Source organism: Pseudomonas sp. A014, from assembly GCF_052378495.1.
GTDB lineage: Bacteria > Pseudomonadota > Gammaproteobacteria > Pseudomonadales > Pseudomonadaceae > Aquipseudomonas > Aquipseudomonas machongensis.
This window is the reverse complement of sequence record NZ_CP199001.1, coordinates 3,766,156-3,780,512: the sequence shown is the minus strand read 5'-3', so window position 1 is coordinate 3,780,512 and position 14,357 is coordinate 3,766,156. Positions and strand designations below refer to the sequence as shown.

Genomic DNA, 14,357 nt, shown 5'->3' with positions numbered 1-14,357 from the left:
CGCAATCTTCAGGAGAACAGCATGAAATTCAGTGAACAGTGGCTGCGCGGTTGGGTAAACCCGCAAGTCTCCCGTGACGAACTGGTCGCCCGCCTGTCCATGGCCGGCCTGGAAGTCGACAGCGTCACCCCGGCGGCTGGCCAGTTCAGCGGCATCGTGGTGGGCGAGATCCTCGCCACCGAGCAGCATCCGGACGCCGACAAGCTGCGTGTCTGCCAGGTCAGCAACGGCCAGGAAACCTTCCAGGTGGTGTGCGGCGCGCCCAATGCGCGCCCCGGGATCAAGATCCCGTTCGCCATGATCGGCGCCGAGCTGCCTGGCGACTTCAAGATCAAGAAAGCCAAGCTGCGTGGCGTCGAATCCTTCGGCATGCTGTGCTCGGCCGCCGAGCTGCAGATCAGCGAAGAGAACGACGGCCTGCTGGAGCTGGCAGCCGACGCGCCGGTGGGTGAAGACATTCGCCAGTACCTCAACCTGGACGACGCCAGCATCGAAATCGGCCTGACCCCCAACCGCGGCGACTGCCTGTCGGTGGCGGGCCTGGCGCGTGACGTCAGCGCCCTGTACGACGTCCCGGTTACCCGCCCGGTGGTCCCGGCCGTCGCACCTGCCCACGATGAAGTGCGCCCGGTGGACGTCAGCGCTCCCGCTGCCTGCCCACGCTACCTGGGACGCGTCATCCGCAACGTCGACCTGAGCAAGCCGACCCCGCTGTGGATGGTCGAGCGCCTGCGTCGCAGCGACGTACGCAGCATCGACGCAGCCGTCGATATCACCAACTATGTGATGCTCGAACTCGGCCAGCCGATGCATGCCTTCGACCTCGCCGAAATCAACGGCGGCATCCGTGTGCGCATGGCCGAGGAGGGTGAGAAGCTCGTCCTGCTCGACGGTCAGGAAGTTGCCCTGCGTAGCGACACCCTGGTCATCGCCGACCACACCCGCGCCCTGGCCATCGCCGGCGTCATGGGTGGCGAGCACAGTGGTGTCAACACCGAGAAGACCCGCGACCTGTTCCTGGAGAGCGCCTTCTTCGAGCCCGTTTCCGTTGCTGGCAAGGCCCGTTCCTACGGCCTGCACACCGATGCCTCGCACCGTTACGAGCGCGGTGTCGACTCGCAACTCGCCCGCGAAGCCATGGAGCGCGCTACCGCCCTGGTGCTCGAGATCGTCGGCGGCGAAGCCGGCCCGATCGTCGAAGCCGTGAGCGAGCAGCACCTACCCAAGGTTGCTCCGGTCACCCTACGCGCCGAACGCGTCAGCCAGATGCTCGGCATGGACATGGCCCCTGCCCAGATCGAACAATTGCTCGACGCCCTGGAGCTTAAAACCAGCGCCAATGGGGCAGGGGTGTGGACTGTCGAGATCCCGAGCCACCGCTTCGACATCAGCCTCGAAGTCGATCTGATCGAAGAGCTGGCGCGCCTTTACGGCTACAACAATCTGCCGGTTCGCTACCCGCAAGCCCGCCTGGCCCCCAAGGCTCGTTCGGAATCGCGCGGCGAACTGCCGATCCTGCGTCGCCTGCTGGTCGCCCGCGGCTACCAGGAAGCCATCACCTACAGCTTCATTGATCCCAAGCTTTTCGAGCTGTTCACCCCTGGCGTCGAGCCGCTGATGCTGGCCAACCCCATCTCCAGCGACATGGCCGCGATGCGCGCCTCGCTGTGGCCGGGCCTGGTCAAGGCGCTGCAGCACAACCTCAACCGCCAGCAAGACCGCGTGCGCCTGTTCGAAAGCGGCCTGCGCTTCGTCGGCCAGTTGGGCGACCTCAAGCAGCAATTGATGATCGCCGGCGTGATCACCGGCAGCCGCCTGCCGGAAGGCTGGGCCAACGGTCGTGACAGTGTCGATTTCTTCGACATGAAGGCCGACGTCGAAGCCCTGCTGGGCTACTCCGGCGCGCTCGCCGACTTCAGCTTCAGCGCAGGCAAGCACCCAGCCCTGCACCCTGGCCAGACCGCCCGCATCGAGCGCGACGGCAAGGAGGTGGGCTACCTGGGCGCCATCCACCCGGAACTGGCCAAGACCCTCGGCCTGGAGCGTCCGGTGTTCGTCTTCGAGCTGGTATTGGGTGATGTGGTCGAAGGTCGTCTGCCGAAATTCAGCGAACTGTCCAAGTTCCCTGAAACCCGTCGTGACCTGGCGTTGATCGCAGGACGTGATGTGGCGTCGAGCGCCGTGCTTGAAGTAATTCGTGACAATGCAGGGGAATGGCTCACAGACCTCAGGCTGTTTGATGTCTACCAGGGTAAAGGTATTGATCCTGATAGAAAAAGCCTCGCGGTCGGCTTGACCTGGCAGCATCCATCGCGCACTCTTAACGACGATGAGGTGAACACCACCCTGCAAAATATCCTCACCTCGCTCGAACAAAGGTTGAACACCACGTTAAGGAAATAACGGCATGGGTGCTCTGACGAAAGCTGAGATGGCCGAAAGGCTGTACGAGGAGCTGGGGCTTAACAAGCGCGAGGCCAAGGAACTGGTCGAGTTGTTTTTCGAGGAGATTCGTCACGCGCTTGAGGAGAACGAGCAGGTCAAGTTGTCCGGATTCGGCAACTTCGACCTTCGCGACAAACGCCAGCGGCCGGGCCGCAACCCCAAGACAGGGGAAGAGATCCCGATTACCGCACGGCGCGTCGTCACCTTTCGTCCAGGGCAGAAACTGAAAGCCCGGGTTGAGGCCTATGCTGGAACCAAGCCATAACGACGAGCTGCCCCCCATTCCGGGCAAACGCTACTTCACCATCGGTGAAGTCAGTGAGCTCTGTGCGGTAAAACCGCACGTGCTGCGTTACTGGGAGCAGGAATTCCCGCAGCTCAACCCGGTCAAGCGCCGCGGAAACCGGCGTTATTATCAGCGCCAAGATGTGCTGATGATCCGCCAGATCCGCGCCTTGCTGTATGACCAGGGCTTCACTATCGGCGGTGCGCGCTTGCGCATGTCCAGTGATGAGGCCAAGGATGACACGACCCAGTACAAGCAGCTGATTCGGCAGATGATTGCCGAGTTGGAGGATGTGCTGGTGGTGTTGAAGAAGTGACCTGATTGGCGATGAATGGATTTTTTTGAAAAAAAGCTTCCATTAATCAAAAGGTTAGGGTACATTTCTTTTCGTTCTCAGCAGTATCGAGAACATGCTTCAAGCCCAGTCGGGGCGTAGCGCAGCCCGGTAGCGCACTTGCATGGGGTGCAAGGGGTCGAGTGTTCGAATCACTCCGTCCCGACCAATAATCCCAAGGACTTAGGCCATTCCCGTAAGGGTTGGCCTTTTTCCTTTGCGTGACTTTTGCGTGACTTCTCCCATTTTCACGCCTGCCTCCTCTTCAAAATCGTCAGCACCGGCCCACGAGAGTCCGTCGCTGAAACTTTGTTTGCCGCCTCTATCAACTGGCCTAGCTCCGAGCCAGAATAGTGACTGGTCACGCTTCCGTTTTTGTGACCGAGTAGCGACTTCCGATCTTCCTCTGTTACACCCGCTGCTTTCAGGCGCCTGCCGAAAGTGTGCTTCAAGTCGTGAACCCTGATCGAAGCGAACCCAGGGTGTGCCGGCCGCAAATTTTGCTCCTGCCAGAGCTTCGCCGCGCGCACCCTCGCTTTCTTCCAGGCCGAGTCGTTCATCCTGTGCATCCCGGTACCGTTGTACGGGAAAACCCACTCCCGGCTGATTCCGCGCTGCCCGTCGATGATCGACTTAGCTACGCTGTTCAGCACTACCAGGCGCTCGTCTCGGTTCTTCACGCCCGAGTTCTCGTGCCGCCCGCCGAAGTCGGCAGGTATCAGGAACACGCTGGTGCCCAACTCGGGTACCGAGATCTCCCAATCCCACCTCAGCTTGCAGACCTCCTGCTCGCGGCAGCCCGTATTCACCTTGAATAGGGCCATTCGCTGCAGGTGGTCCGGCAATTCCCCGAAGAGAATCGATTGCTCATCCCATGACATGGGGTAGGGCTTTCGACTGGACCTCTTCTCCTCCAGCTTGGCCAGCAGCGGAATGCTGTCGAGCCAGGGCCTTCGCTCTTCATCCCGCCATTTCCGGCAAGCCAACGACAGAACGCGAATCACGCGCTCGATCGCGATGTTCACCGTTCGGTTGCTGACCGCCTTCCTCACCTTCCCATTCGGCAATTCTTCGTCCGTCTGCCGGTCCCGAATGAACGGGGCCAGAGCTTGGTCGTCGATGTGCGTCAGTGGTAGGTCGCCCAGGTACGGGTCGAGCTGCTGCAGGCACAGAGCGGTCAGCTTGATCGACGGCTGATCCTTGTGCTCGATTAGATACCTGGTCGCCGCCTCCCGAAACGTTCGCACCTGCCGAACGCCGTACACCTTGCGCTGGCGGATCTGCTCCAGGCGGTGGATCAGGTACTTTTCTGCTTCCGCCCGGTCACCAACTCCAGTGCTTTCGTAAATTCTCTCTCCGCTGATCTTCTTGTCGATGTGCCAGATGCCGTTCCTTTGGGAAAGGCCGGTGATCGTCTTTCGCGCCATCCATTATCTCCTGATGGGCGCTCGCTGCCGGGCGATTGTCGTCCCTGAGCGCCTTCTTTCGCAATTGCCATGGACTGGATGTAGTCGTTCACCCAGGCGTCCAGTTCTTCTCGGTCGAACCCGATGCCGCGCTCCCCGATGGGAAACTCGCTGACATAGGGCCGGACGGTCTTGTTGAATTCGGCTCGGCACATGCCGAGGTAATAGGGGGCTTCGCCGGCGCGGATGATGCGCGGCAGAATTCGTGCGGCAGGTGCCGCGCTGGAGTTTGCCATGGGATGGTCTCCACGCCGCCGGTGGCGGCAGTACGGTAATCAGGCCAGCAGCACTTCGCGCACGACTTCCCAGAGTCGCGCTGCGGGCCATTGATAGCGGTCGAAGTCTGTGTCGGGCTGCACGCCGTAGCGGCAGGTGGAGTGGGCGCCGGCTGGGTATTCGCCGCGCTTCTGCATGATGGTGGCCACTCGGCCGTCACCGCCCGGCTCGGTCCGGTGGTACTCGTAGGCCCTGGTGGTGTACACATCGCCCGCGGCAATGGTGCAGGTCGAGTGGTGCACCATGTTGGCCCTGCCCTCTGGGGTCCACGGTCTACCGCCGCCAGCCTGCCGCGCGCCTTCGTGCAGATAGAGAACGAATTCACCGTCATCCAGGCGGCGCATGTCGTAGCAGTGGTTGATCTGTTTCCCGACCAGGATCCGCGATACGAAGTTGAAGCGGTGGTCGTGGATCGCCGAATGCTCGAAGCAGGATCGGCGGGGAAGTTCTGGGTGCCACACGTGCAGGCGCTGATCGCCCTGCAGCTGGACCTGGACGAAGCCCAGGCCGTGAAGCGTGATTTTGTCTGTCATCACGTCATCGATGATCATGGCAATAGCTCTCCATGCCCGCAGTCGGCGGGCTTGAGTTGTAGGGGTAGGGGTTAGGCCGAAGCTGGGCGCTTCATGAAGGTGATCCAGTGCGTCTTTTCGCGCTTGCCGGACTTGTGGCCAAACAGGGGCTTCTCATTGGTGAGGGCCAACAGCTCGCTGACCAGCACCTGGGTTTCGTTCCACTTGAATATCAAGATGCCTTCGGGCTCTAGCACGCGGAAGCACTCAGCGAACCCCTGACGAATGTCCTCTCGCCAGTCGCTGGTAAGCACCCCGTATTTGGCCCTCATCCAGCTATCGACGCCTGCGCGGGTGAGGTGCGGTGGGTCGAATACGACCAGGCGGAAGGTCGAGGCCTCGAAGGGCAATTTGCGGAAGTCCATCAGCACGTCGGGCTCAACCTTTAGCACCCGGCCATCGCAGAGAAGATGCTCCTCGTCGCGGATGTCGCCGAACAGGGCGCGCTGGTCCTGCTTATCGAACCACATCATGCGACTGGCGCTGCATGGATCGAGCACCTTTGCGTTCATCGCGGCCCCCGATAGATCAGGTAGGCCATGTACATCACGGGCAGGATCATAGAAGGTGTCCTCCGGCATCCAGCAGGGCGTCGCGATCTTGCCGAAGCTGATCGCGCTCCCTGATCAGGGCCTTGATTGCGGTTGAGATGTTGCGGTGCCCCAGCTCGATGGTGATGGCCTGGGCTTCGTCGAACAGCTTGACCTTCTGGTCTCTCTCCTCGGCCGCCCACCTGGCCAACTGCTTGGCCCGCAGCTTGAGGCAGCGCTTGCAGGTGACGTGACGCCAATCGCTTGCCAACTGCTCGTCTTGCATTTCTCCTTCGGTACCGCACAGCACGTCTTCTGGCGGGTCTTGATCGGCCTCGGTTCCGCCGTCCCACTCGTACATGTGCACAGCGTGCTTGCTCATGGCTTCTTCTCCCGTGCGCGGCGTGCAGCACCTTCCATGATGGCGATCGACATCCGTCGGCGCTCTTGCACTACCGGGCTGTCTGGGTCGTAGCTGGGGCCGAGGTAGGTTTTCGGGTCAGTGGCCATGGCCCGTTTGATGCGCTCGAACTGCTCGTCACGCTGCCAGACGCTGCTCCAGGTCAAGAATGGCTTCTTGCCTTTCTCCTCGCCCTCGGCCAGCTTCCAGATCGCCTGGCGGTCAAAGGTCATGAGCCCGTCCATGGCGCAGACGGCCAGCCGCAGCTCGTCGTAGTGTGGGCGCTCGCCGGATTTGGCTGCTTCGATGATTTCGCCGAGAGTTCTCATGACTGGCCACCGGCGGCCAGGGCCTCAGCCTTTAGCGACGAGTACGCCACGCCATCCAGCGCGCTGTCCTCGTGGAACTTGTCTGGGTTCTGCCATTGGCGTACGTCCTTCAGCACTTGGAGCAGCAGCCATCCTTCGGCTTCGCTGAGGTCCCGGCCGGTGATGGCGTTGAATGCCTGGACGGTGCGGCCCATGCTGCGCTCGCCGCCTGGCGCGTCGTACTGCTTACCGCGCTCGGCCTGCACGTCGATGGCGGCCTGCAGGAAGTCGGTGGATTTCTTCACAGCTCATACCTCTCATCAATCCAGCGCCCAGGCGCCAGTGCGGGTGTAGGTCCGTTGTCCTGCTGCTCGTGCGGGGAGAGCTGGCGCTCGTTGCCGGCCTGGTAGTTGCTGCCGGTGACACCGCTCTGCTGCGAGCAGTTCTTGCCGCAGCTCTCTTCCCACTGGGTGGAGCCGCCGCAGTTGGTGAAGTACCGGGCCCGGCCGCCGTCGTGGAATCGGTAGACAGTGCAGCCGTCGATCTTGAACAGACGGTCGACCTTGAAGTCGGAGCCGGCGCGCGTGGTTGATTCAGCTTCCCCCTGGCAGCCGGCCAGGGTGGCCAGCAGCAGGAGGCAGAGGGCGAGGCGGGTCATCGGCTCACCTCCACGCCGGGCACGAGCTCATCTGCGAGAACCTTTGCCAGGCCCACGGGCCACCAGTAGAGCGGACGCTGATATCGCGGGTTTCGCGTCTCGCGGATGATCAGGCCCTTGGTCTCCAGCGTCTTGAAGGTGCTGAGTACCGAGGACGCGCCAAGACCCAACCGACCACCTACCTGCCAGGTCAAGCCACCGAGGCCGAATACACACGCCTCGTCGCCTTTCAGCAGCTTTTCGCAATCCCGCTGGTACAGGTATGGCGTCCTACCCCGGTGGCGGACCGCGTTGTCTCGGCCGATATCTCGCAGGGTTTCGAGAACCTCTTGCTGGCGCTCAGTGAGCTTCATGGCTGCTCCTCGGCGTTGTAGCGCTTGTAGTCCTCGCCGAACTCCCAGCAGTAGGTCGCCGGCCATGCACCCCGAGTACCCTGCGGCACGATGTTGTACATGCGGTCGTAGGTGCCGTGACCCGGTGTTGTCTTGATCCAGACATGCTCAGGGCCACCCAGGCACCAGCCAGGGTGATCAGCAACGGCAGCCTTCATGAACTCTTCCAGGTCGTGGTGACCCTTGCTCATGCAGATGTAGGAGTCTTCGCCGACGCTCTGCACGTCGAGCGGATGCTTTTTGTTCGTCATGGCTGCACCTCGCGGCGGCCCCACCAGCACACCGGACCGTCGTCGGTGTCGTGGATGGCCAGGCAGAACCAGCCATCGCCTTCGGGCTTGCTTGGCTCCCAGTAGCCGCAATGCGGTTCATCGGACTGGAAGTAGCGCTCAGAGATCGCCTCCGGTGCGTCGGTCTCCAGGTGGAACATGACGAGCCGCAGACCCTGCTGCGCGACCCAGGCCTTGCACTTCTCGCCGTCACCCTCGTCGAAGTCGGGAAGGTCGGGGTGTTGGAACATTCCGTATTCATCGCGCTCAACAGGCGCCGGCTGGATCAGCTTGATTTCTTCAGACATGAGATACTCCTGCCGAATTCTCGGCGATGGTTAAAACCGCAGGGATTTAAAAGCTGGTGGGGAGGTCCACCGCATGAGCCGTTGAAGCTGATAGCTCATTCATCCACCAAAAAGGTGAGCTATATGCCTAGCGCCAAAGAAGGTCGCTACCAGGCCTACAAGCTTCTGAAAGAGCTTGATTCCCAGATTTCCGAAACCATGAATCAAATCGCCTACGGACGAATGAGCGGGGTTGACTGGGAGGAAACGTGCCGCTCGCACCGAATCGCATTTGAGGAGTGGATGCGGTTCGCTGCCGTGCAAGTCGATGCCGCCAGCAGCCACGACGAAGGTATTGAGACAACCTAGCGGCAGTGAATAGAGGGGAGAGGGGTTACAGCGGGGTGGGTGTTACGGCTTGCGCTCCAGGGCGGCGCGGGCTTGCCACAAGCCCCAAGCCCATTCGACGCGGGCATCCCGATATTCTGCGTCAGGGTGCTCGCCGTACTGTTCCAGATTGGGATGAAAGTGCTCCGCCTTGTCGATCACGGCTTTCTCGAACGCCGCCCGCTCATCGCGCTCAACCGGCGCGCTCTGCTCCGCGGTGGCATCCTTGACAGTCACTTCCCACTTTTGGTCGCCACCCTCGATGACGAATGAACCACCGTGGTATTCGGCCTTGTCGATCACGGCTTTCATGAAGTCGCTGGTCACGTCCTGTCGGGAAGCCTCGGTGATTGCGTTGCCCTTGGCGTTCTCGGCCCCGGCGATAACTCGTCCAGCCAGCGCCGTTACTGCAATGCGAATTTTCTTCATGGCTACTCCGTGGCGCTGATGCAGCCGCACTTGGTGCATTCGCCCAGGCGGTAGTCGTGGTTGCAGGGTTTATTTGGATCGACCGGCTCTGCGCTGGCGGATAGGGCGGCATCGATCTCGTCATCTATCTTTCCGCTAGCCCACTCATGCACCGGGCGATTCTTCAGCCCACGCAGCAGCGCATCCCGCTCGGCCAGCCAGGCTCGCAGGGTGTCGCGTTCCTTGATGATCTCGGCATGCTTCCCGATCAGCGACTTGTGCGTAGGCGTTACGCGTTCTCGCATGCGTTCGATCTCAGCGCGCAGCCGCTCAACCTCGGATTTCAAACCTGTAATCACCTGCACCTGTTCATCGGCCACGGCCTTCCAGCGCATGTTGGGATCTGCTGGCGCTGGGTGGGTGTAGAGCTTTTTGCCGTCGGCCAGCAGCTGGAGGTCGTTCCCGTTCAGCCAGTTGAGGTGGTTCGAGGGCTCGTAGCCCATGTACCGAACTTCGGCGACCGGTTCGGCAGGCACTGGGTGGATGTAGAGCGGAACGCTATACCGCTCCAGTCGGTCGCCGTGGCCCATGCTCAGTGTTGTTGCCCGCCCATCTGCTGTGAGGAAGTGGGAGGTCTTGGGGTCGAACCAGGCGAATGGCTCGCCCTGGTGCTGGGCTGGCTGCGGCGCACTCTTCAGCAGTGCGCTCCAGATTGACCTTGCGAGGTCAGGGTGCATGCACACGCCATTGAGCATTTCACGAGTCAGCTCGCGCGGCACGCTGACCATTGTGGATCGGTTTTCTGTGGGCATGGGGATACCTCGCGGTGCTGGCGAATCTTATTCGCATGGGGTATTGATGTTTCGGTTGGCGAAGGCCGGGAGGAAAGCGCTTTGTACGGAAAAAATGAAATTCACTTTGAGCTAAAGAACGCCGTAGAGGCCTTAGTGACCCATTCCGGGTCAGACCTTGAGCGGCTGAAATCTGCCGTGAGCAATCTGCGAGGAATCCAGCTAGCTGACTTCGAGCATCAAATTGACCAGACGTGCTTTTCCGCTATCCAAAGTGCCATTAGGAGTTTTGATCTTGGCGATGTTGGAAGCATTGATGAGCACAATATTCGGCGACAGATCTGGCAGCTTTACGACAGGAATTCGCCGAAACGCTTTCCTGCCAAGCCTTAAGATCTATTCGCAAAGGCCGTAGGCAGAAGAACAGCTGCGCTGGCTGTCGGTGCGGGCGATCAGGTCGATCATGTCGAACTGGCGACCTCCGCGTGCTGTATTGGCCCAGTCGACCATGCGGTCGATGCCGTGGGTTGCGGCACTGATGTTGTCGTTAGCATGCACGGTGGGGTCGTTGGTCGCTGTAAAGAACGTGGCCGATCCGCGCTTGCTGGCGATGCTGACCAGGCGTTCCCATTCGCGGACCCTGGCGACCTCCTCGGGCCACCGGGATGCGATCTCGCGCAGTTCGTCCTTCGCACACATTACGCACGGCATGCATCCGACACGGTTGCAGCCCTGCAGGTACAGCGGGTTCGGTTTGATCCCGGAGACGCGGTGAGCCTCGAATACAGCCTCGACCGGCCACTTGAGGATCGGCCGATAGTTGAACAGGCCGCCGCCAACCTCGTCACATTCCGGTAGATAGCGGCGGTCGACGGACTCGTCGGCCCGCACGCCCTGCCAAGACAGCACCATGCTGTCGCCATCCAACAGCGGCAGGAACACCTGCTCGATGATTGGGTTGCGCTTAAGCTCCTCAGTGCAGAAGCGGACTTTTGACGATGGGAAACGGCCTTTCCACAGGCACAGGTCGAGAAATGGGTTGCCAGTCGGGTGCAGAACGTCAAGGGCAGCCAACACCACCGCCTGAGGCACGCCCTTCTCTGGCCACTTGGTTTCGACGAACTTCCGCTTGTTGGCGATCGGCCGCGAGAAGTCAGCCTTCACCCAGCGGATTGGCACGCCGGTGGCTTCGGCCAGGTAGTGCACATATTCGTAGGTGGCCGGGTGTTCGTGCCCGGTGTCTGCAAATACGGCGCTGAGTTTCGGAACCTCAAGTTCGCGAGCCACCAGCAGCGTGGCCGTACTGTCTTTACCGCCGCTCATGCTGATGATGTTGTATTCGGCCATGGAAAATCCTTGCGTGCAGGCGCCGCCCTCGCCGGGTCGGCGTTATCGTTGAATAGGGGAAGGCGCTGGCGGGCAGCGCCGGAGGGTCAGGCGGTAGGGGTGTTTTCAGTCGCAGGCTTTGGCTGGTAGACCAGCGTGCCGTCAAGGATGGCGGCCTTGATCGCCTCGAACTCCCAGGCGTGGTACTGCGACTCGACGTAGACCCGCAGCTCGGGGTAGTCGTGCTGCTTGCGGCGAATGAAGGCCTCGGCCGCTTCCTTGGTGAAGTGGCTGTTCACGATCTCCTAGCGCTTGTTCCAACCGATGACGGTGTGGTCGTCGAGTTCGCCCAGGAACTCCCACTGGTCGTCAGTATTCAGCTCGAGGAAATTGCACTCGTATCGATCGTGCACAGCTAGGTCGATTTCGTGCTGCTCTTCCTCGTCGAGACCTGCCCAGTATTCCTCAGGGTGGAACCACCTGTTGTCTTCCAGGCAGACCGCCAGGCCCTCGGCGTAGTCGGCCTCATAGCCGTAGTCGATGCGCTTCTGCTGAACGGTGAATATCGCGCAAGCCGTGTGGTGCCACTTCACGCCCTGGCCGTTGCAGTGGTGGCGAAGTCGGGCGACGAAGTCCTGCCAGGTGTCCGCGTCCATCGGGTGGCCGGTTGCCAGGCTCGGGCTGGCTTCGGTATCGCTCATGGCTTTCTCCATGCATGCGCCGCCCTCCGTGCTGGTGGCGGCATGGTGGCAATTTGGTTTGGGATGGGGTATTACGGGTGACCGGCATGGGGCCGGATCAGAAAGGGGAATCAGACATGTCGGTAAAAATTGACCGTAGCGGACTGGATAAACTGATCGAAAACGCTAAGGAGGTCGACGGTAAGCACCAGGTCAAGCTCGTCGACATGATGAATCCAGCCTTCATTTCAGCCCATAGCAAGTTCGCAGATCTTGAGGCATTGTTCGCTGCTTCTGGCTTCAAGGTTGATACCGCTGAAGACTTTGCAGCAATACCTGATGACGAGTGGGATACTTTCATCAAGGAGAACACCGACTTTGAAAGCTGGGTAGAAATGCAAAAGACCGCCGGCGCTGAGTATGTGAAGGCTAAGCTGTTCAGCGGCCTACGATGAGCTTGGGGCGATAATGCTGTCTCCCGGATCCTGCTGAATCATCAGCATACTCTTCCGGTCGAAGGCCAGGGCTAGGCGGGGAGAGATGCTGATCTCATGCCGCGGCGGGGTGAGAAACTTCGCTGCGTGCAGCCTGCCCAGGCCGTAAATGCCGTGGATCAGCGCTTCCATCATCTGGCTGTAGGTGGCGTCGGCCCAGCCGCAGATGGCGCGCAGGTGCTGCCCGGTTCGTTTCCGGGCTGACAGCCGCAGAGGTTCAGTGCGCGCCACGTCTCGGTGAGCTTCGATTTCGTGGCGCGCTATCCTGAACAGCGCGTGATGCCCGAGCGCCTCGATGTGATGAATCATCAGCGTCATCGCCTCGCCCTGCTCCTCGATCCCGGCCCACTCCATCAGCTCCAGCAGGGCCTTTTTAGTCCCTGGTCGAACCTTCAAGCGCAGGTCTTCTTCCTGCAGGCGCTCGGCCTTGGCGCGACGTTTCTCGTCGCGGGCCTGCTGTGACATCGCCATACGGCACCTCCTTCAATCCGCTGGGCGGTAGGTTGAACTGCTCACGCCGCCTTGTTCTTTGCAGTGCGCTTCGGATTTTTCTGCTCAATTTCCATGTCCATGTCGTTCCAACCGGCAAGGAACCATGAGCCGTGGAACGTGTGAGAAGCAAATGGGTTGGCCAGTTTGCCGCCTCCGTTGCGGCGACATTCCCGGCCAAGGTAGTAGACGCTGGGATGCTCGCCGCAAGCGCTCATGGCTATGCACCTGTCAGGTGGTGGAGCGGGGCGAACGGGATATCGTCGTCGAAGTTGTCCGGCGGCGCGGCCTGCTGGCTCTGCTGCGGCTGGCTGTAGGACTGGTTGGCAGGCTGCCCACCATCTCGCAGCTTGCGGACAGGGTTTTTGGCGATATATGCGATGTAGCTACCCAAGGCGGCAGCCTGGCTCTGGCCGCCAAGGATCTCGGCTGCCATGCGCTCGCTCCCGTGTTCGAAAGGAGCTGCAAGCACCATGCGCTCGCCAACTTCACCATTGCCTTTTCGATACTCCTCCTGCTGCAGGACCAGGCCGATCTTCTTGCCGGCAAGCTCGATGCAGCACTCCTTCTGCTTGGATACGACCTTCTGCTCGTCATAGTCGTACAGATCGAGAGGCTGGTTATGCCAGGATAACTTCTTGACCTTCGCACAGGTCATCAGCGCGTTCAGGGTCTTGTAGCCAGCGATTACCTCGCCTCGGCCATTGTGCGTGTACAGCGGCAGAGGCCCGCATTCCTGCCCACTGTCGGAGATGAACATGATGTTCACGATCTCGGTGCCGTTCTGGTTCTGCTCGTAGAAGGCCGCCGCGATAGTGCCTGGGTATTTGCCGGTTTCAGTGATGCGCTTTCCACCAGTGTTTGCTTCTTTCGCTGCTTGGGTATCGAGCGCGTAGGAACGAGCCATGTTGCTGCCTCCTTAGGCTGCCTGTTGGGTGATTGCGTAGTAGTTACAGATGGCCGCGTCTACGGCAGCCAGGTCGTTGTCGATCAGGTCGTCCTCGAACATGCCCATAGGGGCCTTCGTGGTGTCCGATCCGTTGTTGCGGGTGGAGAAGAAGTTTTGCCCGTCCTGCACGACCGAGCGGAGAACTATGGTCACCATGCCTTCCAGGGTGATCTTTTCATCCAGCATCTTGCCGATGGTTTTCATCTTGATCTGGCCGCTGTCCGTCTCTTCGGTGTGGCTCAGGATGTAGACCCGAACATCGTCCGGGAGCTTGAGCATTGCGTCGAAGACGTCCCAGGTGTGCCGACCGATTTCGGTGAACTTGTCGAATCCGCGCTCTCCGCTTCTGCGCATGAATTCGTTGGCCAGCATGTACTGGAAATCGTCAATCACGATCACCTTTCGTTGCGTTTTCTGGCAGGCACGAATGATCAAGCTGTGATCGTCAGTTACCAAGGCCTTCCATTTCGAAGCGTCTGGGAATGGAAGCGGCTTCTTGATGATTTGGATGAGAGCCACTTGTTCAGGGTCAAGGTTGCGAAGAGATGTGCTTTTGCCGCTGCCTGACTTGCCTAGGATTATCGATACGGTTGCCATGTCTGCCTCGTAA

Annotated in this window: 25 protein-coding genes and 1 tRNA gene; 6 read left to right on the top strand and 20 right to left on the bottom strand. The window is 60.5% G+C overall.

Annotated features, from left to right (window positions below):
• Nucleotides 1-21: 21 nt before the first annotated feature.
• From pheT to ACTYOL_RS17525, 4 genes are all read left to right on the top strand, one after another.
• Nucleotides 22-2,403 carry a phenylalanine--tRNA ligase subunit beta gene (pheT, locus tag ACTYOL_RS17540; protein ID WP_200603896.1) on the top strand — a complete coding sequence of 794 codons (2,382 nt, stop codon included), beginning with the start codon at nt 22-24 and terminating at the stop codon, nt 2,401-2,403.
• A 4-nt stretch (nt 2,404-2,407) separates the two neighbouring features.
• Nucleotides 2,408-2,710, top strand: a complete 303-nt coding sequence (ihfA, locus tag ACTYOL_RS17535; protein ID WP_003250679.1) for an integration host factor subunit alpha — start codon at nt 2,408-2,410, stop codon at nt 2,708-2,710.
• Nucleotides 2,691-3,047, top strand: a complete 357-nt coding sequence (locus ACTYOL_RS17530; protein WP_054892048.1) for a MerR family transcriptional regulator — start codon at nt 2,691-2,693, stop codon at nt 3,045-3,047. The genes ihfA and ACTYOL_RS17530 overlap by 20 nt, the downstream gene beginning before the upstream one ends.
• 110 nt (nt 3,048-3,157) lie before the next feature.
• Nucleotides 3,158-3,234, top strand: a tRNA-Pro gene (locus ACTYOL_RS17525).
• Between the two features lie 79 nt (nt 3,235-3,313).
• On the opposite strand, the gene ACTYOL_RS17520 is transcribed toward ACTYOL_RS17525, so the two are convergent.
• Genes ACTYOL_RS17520 through ACTYOL_RS17470 form a run of 11 tightly spaced genes read right to left on the bottom strand, consistent with a single transcriptional unit; the run spans nt 3,314 to nt 8,244 of the window.
• Nucleotides 3,314-4,477 carry a tyrosine-type recombinase/integrase gene (locus ACTYOL_RS17520; protein ID WP_444758164.1) on the bottom strand — a complete coding sequence of 388 codons (1,164 nt, stop codon included), beginning with the start codon at nt 4,475-4,477 and terminating at the stop codon, nt 3,314-3,316.
• Entirely contained in the window at nt 4,363-4,767 is a 405-nt protein-coding gene (locus ACTYOL_RS17515; RefSeq protein ID WP_444756835.1) for a hypothetical protein, read from the bottom strand. Before ACTYOL_RS17515 ends, ACTYOL_RS17520 begins: the two co-directional genes overlap by 115 nt.
• Before the next feature lie 39 nt (nt 4,768-4,806).
• On the bottom strand, nt 4,807-5,358 hold the full coding sequence (locus ACTYOL_RS17510; RefSeq protein ID WP_444756834.1) for a hypothetical protein: 552 nt from the start codon (nt 5,356-5,358) through the stop codon (nt 4,807-4,809).
• A gap of 53 nt (nt 5,359-5,411) precedes the next feature.
• On the bottom strand, nt 5,412-5,891 hold the full coding sequence (locus ACTYOL_RS17505; protein ID WP_444758163.1) for a class I SAM-dependent methyltransferase: 480 nt from the start codon (nt 5,889-5,891) through the stop codon (nt 5,412-5,414).
• 46 nt (nt 5,892-5,937) lie between these two features.
• On the bottom strand, nt 5,938-6,291 hold the full coding sequence (locus ACTYOL_RS17500) for a hypothetical protein (protein ID WP_444756833.1): 354 nt from the start codon (nt 6,289-6,291) through the stop codon (nt 5,938-5,940).
• The gene (locus ACTYOL_RS17495) at nt 6,288-6,638 is read right to left on the bottom strand and encodes a hypothetical protein (RefSeq protein ID WP_444756832.1); all 351 of its coding nucleotides are present in this window, start codon (nt 6,636-6,638) and stop codon (nt 6,288-6,290) included. Before ACTYOL_RS17495 ends, ACTYOL_RS17500 begins: the two co-directional genes overlap by 4 nt.
• Nucleotides 6,635-6,922, bottom strand: a complete 288-nt coding sequence (locus ACTYOL_RS17490) for a hypothetical protein (protein ID WP_444756831.1) — start codon at nt 6,920-6,922, stop codon at nt 6,635-6,637. Before ACTYOL_RS17490 ends, ACTYOL_RS17495 begins: the two co-directional genes overlap by 4 nt.
• Nucleotides 6,919-7,275, bottom strand: coding sequence for a hypothetical protein (locus ACTYOL_RS17485; protein ID WP_444756830.1), 357 nt, complete (start codon nt 7,273-7,275; stop codon nt 6,919-6,921). Before ACTYOL_RS17485 ends, ACTYOL_RS17490 begins: the two co-directional genes overlap by 4 nt.
• Entirely contained in the window at nt 7,272-7,628 is a 357-nt protein-coding gene (locus tag ACTYOL_RS17480; protein WP_444756829.1) for a hypothetical protein, read from the bottom strand. Before ACTYOL_RS17480 ends, ACTYOL_RS17485 begins: the two co-directional genes overlap by 4 nt.
• Complete coding sequence (locus ACTYOL_RS17475; RefSeq protein WP_444756828.1) at nt 7,625-7,918, bottom strand: hypothetical protein; 294 nt, start codon at nt 7,916-7,918, stop codon at nt 7,625-7,627. The genes ACTYOL_RS17480 and ACTYOL_RS17475 overlap by 4 nt, the downstream gene beginning before the upstream one ends.
• Nucleotides 7,915-8,244, bottom strand: a complete 330-nt coding sequence (locus tag ACTYOL_RS17470; protein WP_444756827.1) for a hypothetical protein — start codon at nt 8,242-8,244, stop codon at nt 7,915-7,917. The genes ACTYOL_RS17475 and ACTYOL_RS17470 overlap by 4 nt, the downstream gene beginning before the upstream one ends.
• 123 nt (nt 8,245-8,367) lie before the next feature.
• Between ACTYOL_RS17470 and ACTYOL_RS17465 the strand changes: the two genes are divergently transcribed.
• On the top strand, nt 8,368-8,592 hold the full coding sequence (locus ACTYOL_RS17465) for a hypothetical protein (protein WP_444756826.1): 225 nt from the start codon (nt 8,368-8,370) through the stop codon (nt 8,590-8,592).
• A 42-nt stretch (nt 8,593-8,634) separates the two neighbouring features.
• Here the strand turns inward: ACTYOL_RS17465 and ACTYOL_RS17460 are convergent, their stop codons facing one another.
• From ACTYOL_RS17460 to ACTYOL_RS17440, 5 genes are all read right to left on the bottom strand, one after another.
• Nucleotides 8,635-9,039: a DUF7446 family protein gene (locus ACTYOL_RS17460; protein ID WP_444756825.1), complete on the bottom strand. Its 405-nt coding sequence runs from the start codon at nt 9,037-9,039 to the stop codon at nt 8,635-8,637.
• Between the two features lie 2 nt (nt 9,040-9,041).
• A complete protein-coding gene (locus tag ACTYOL_RS17455; RefSeq protein ID WP_444756824.1) occupies nt 9,042-9,830 on the bottom strand; it encodes a hypothetical protein in 789 nt (262 codons plus the stop codon).
• 375 nt (nt 9,831-10,205) lie between these two features.
• Nucleotides 10,206-11,156, bottom strand: coding sequence for a phosphoadenosine phosphosulfate reductase domain-containing protein (locus ACTYOL_RS17450; RefSeq protein WP_444756823.1), 951 nt, complete (start codon nt 11,154-11,156; stop codon nt 10,206-10,208).
• An 86-nt stretch (nt 11,157-11,242) separates the two neighbouring features.
• A complete protein-coding gene (locus tag ACTYOL_RS17445) occupies nt 11,243-11,434 on the bottom strand; it encodes a hypothetical protein (protein ID WP_444756822.1) in 192 nt (63 codons plus the stop codon).
• 6 nt (nt 11,435-11,440) lie between these two features.
• The gene (locus ACTYOL_RS17440; protein WP_444756821.1) at nt 11,441-11,836 is read right to left on the bottom strand and encodes a hypothetical protein; all 396 of its coding nucleotides are present in this window, start codon (nt 11,834-11,836) and stop codon (nt 11,441-11,443) included.
• Nucleotides 11,837-11,850: 14 nt separating this feature from the next.
• Between ACTYOL_RS17440 and ACTYOL_RS17435 the strand changes: the two genes are divergently transcribed.
• Entirely contained in the window at nt 11,851-12,270 is a 420-nt protein-coding gene (locus tag ACTYOL_RS17435; protein WP_444756820.1) for a hypothetical protein, read from the top strand.
• On the opposite strand, the gene ACTYOL_RS17430 is transcribed toward ACTYOL_RS17435, so the two are convergent.
• The 4 genes from ACTYOL_RS17430 to ACTYOL_RS17415 are packed head-to-tail and all read right to left on the bottom strand — an operon-like array spanning nt 12,262 to nt 14,344.
• Entirely contained in the window at nt 12,262-12,780 is a 519-nt protein-coding gene (locus ACTYOL_RS17430) for a hypothetical protein (protein ID WP_444756819.1), read from the bottom strand. The two genes, ACTYOL_RS17435 and ACTYOL_RS17430, sit on opposite strands and share 9 nt — an antisense overlap.
• A 41-nt stretch (nt 12,781-12,821) precedes the next feature.
• Nucleotides 12,822-13,016 carry a hypothetical protein gene (locus ACTYOL_RS17425; protein WP_444756818.1) on the bottom strand — a complete coding sequence of 65 codons (195 nt, stop codon included), beginning with the start codon at nt 13,014-13,016 and terminating at the stop codon, nt 12,822-12,824.
• 2 nt (nt 13,017-13,018) lie between these two features.
• The gene (locus ACTYOL_RS17420) at nt 13,019-13,705 is read right to left on the bottom strand and encodes a hypothetical protein (RefSeq protein WP_444756817.1); all 687 of its coding nucleotides are present in this window, start codon (nt 13,703-13,705) and stop codon (nt 13,019-13,021) included.
• Nucleotides 13,706-13,717: 12 nt separating this feature from the next.
• Nucleotides 13,718-14,344, bottom strand: a complete 627-nt coding sequence (locus ACTYOL_RS17415; protein ID WP_444756816.1) for an AAA family ATPase — start codon at nt 14,342-14,344, stop codon at nt 13,718-13,720.
• Nucleotides 14,345-14,357 lie beyond the last annotated feature (13 nt).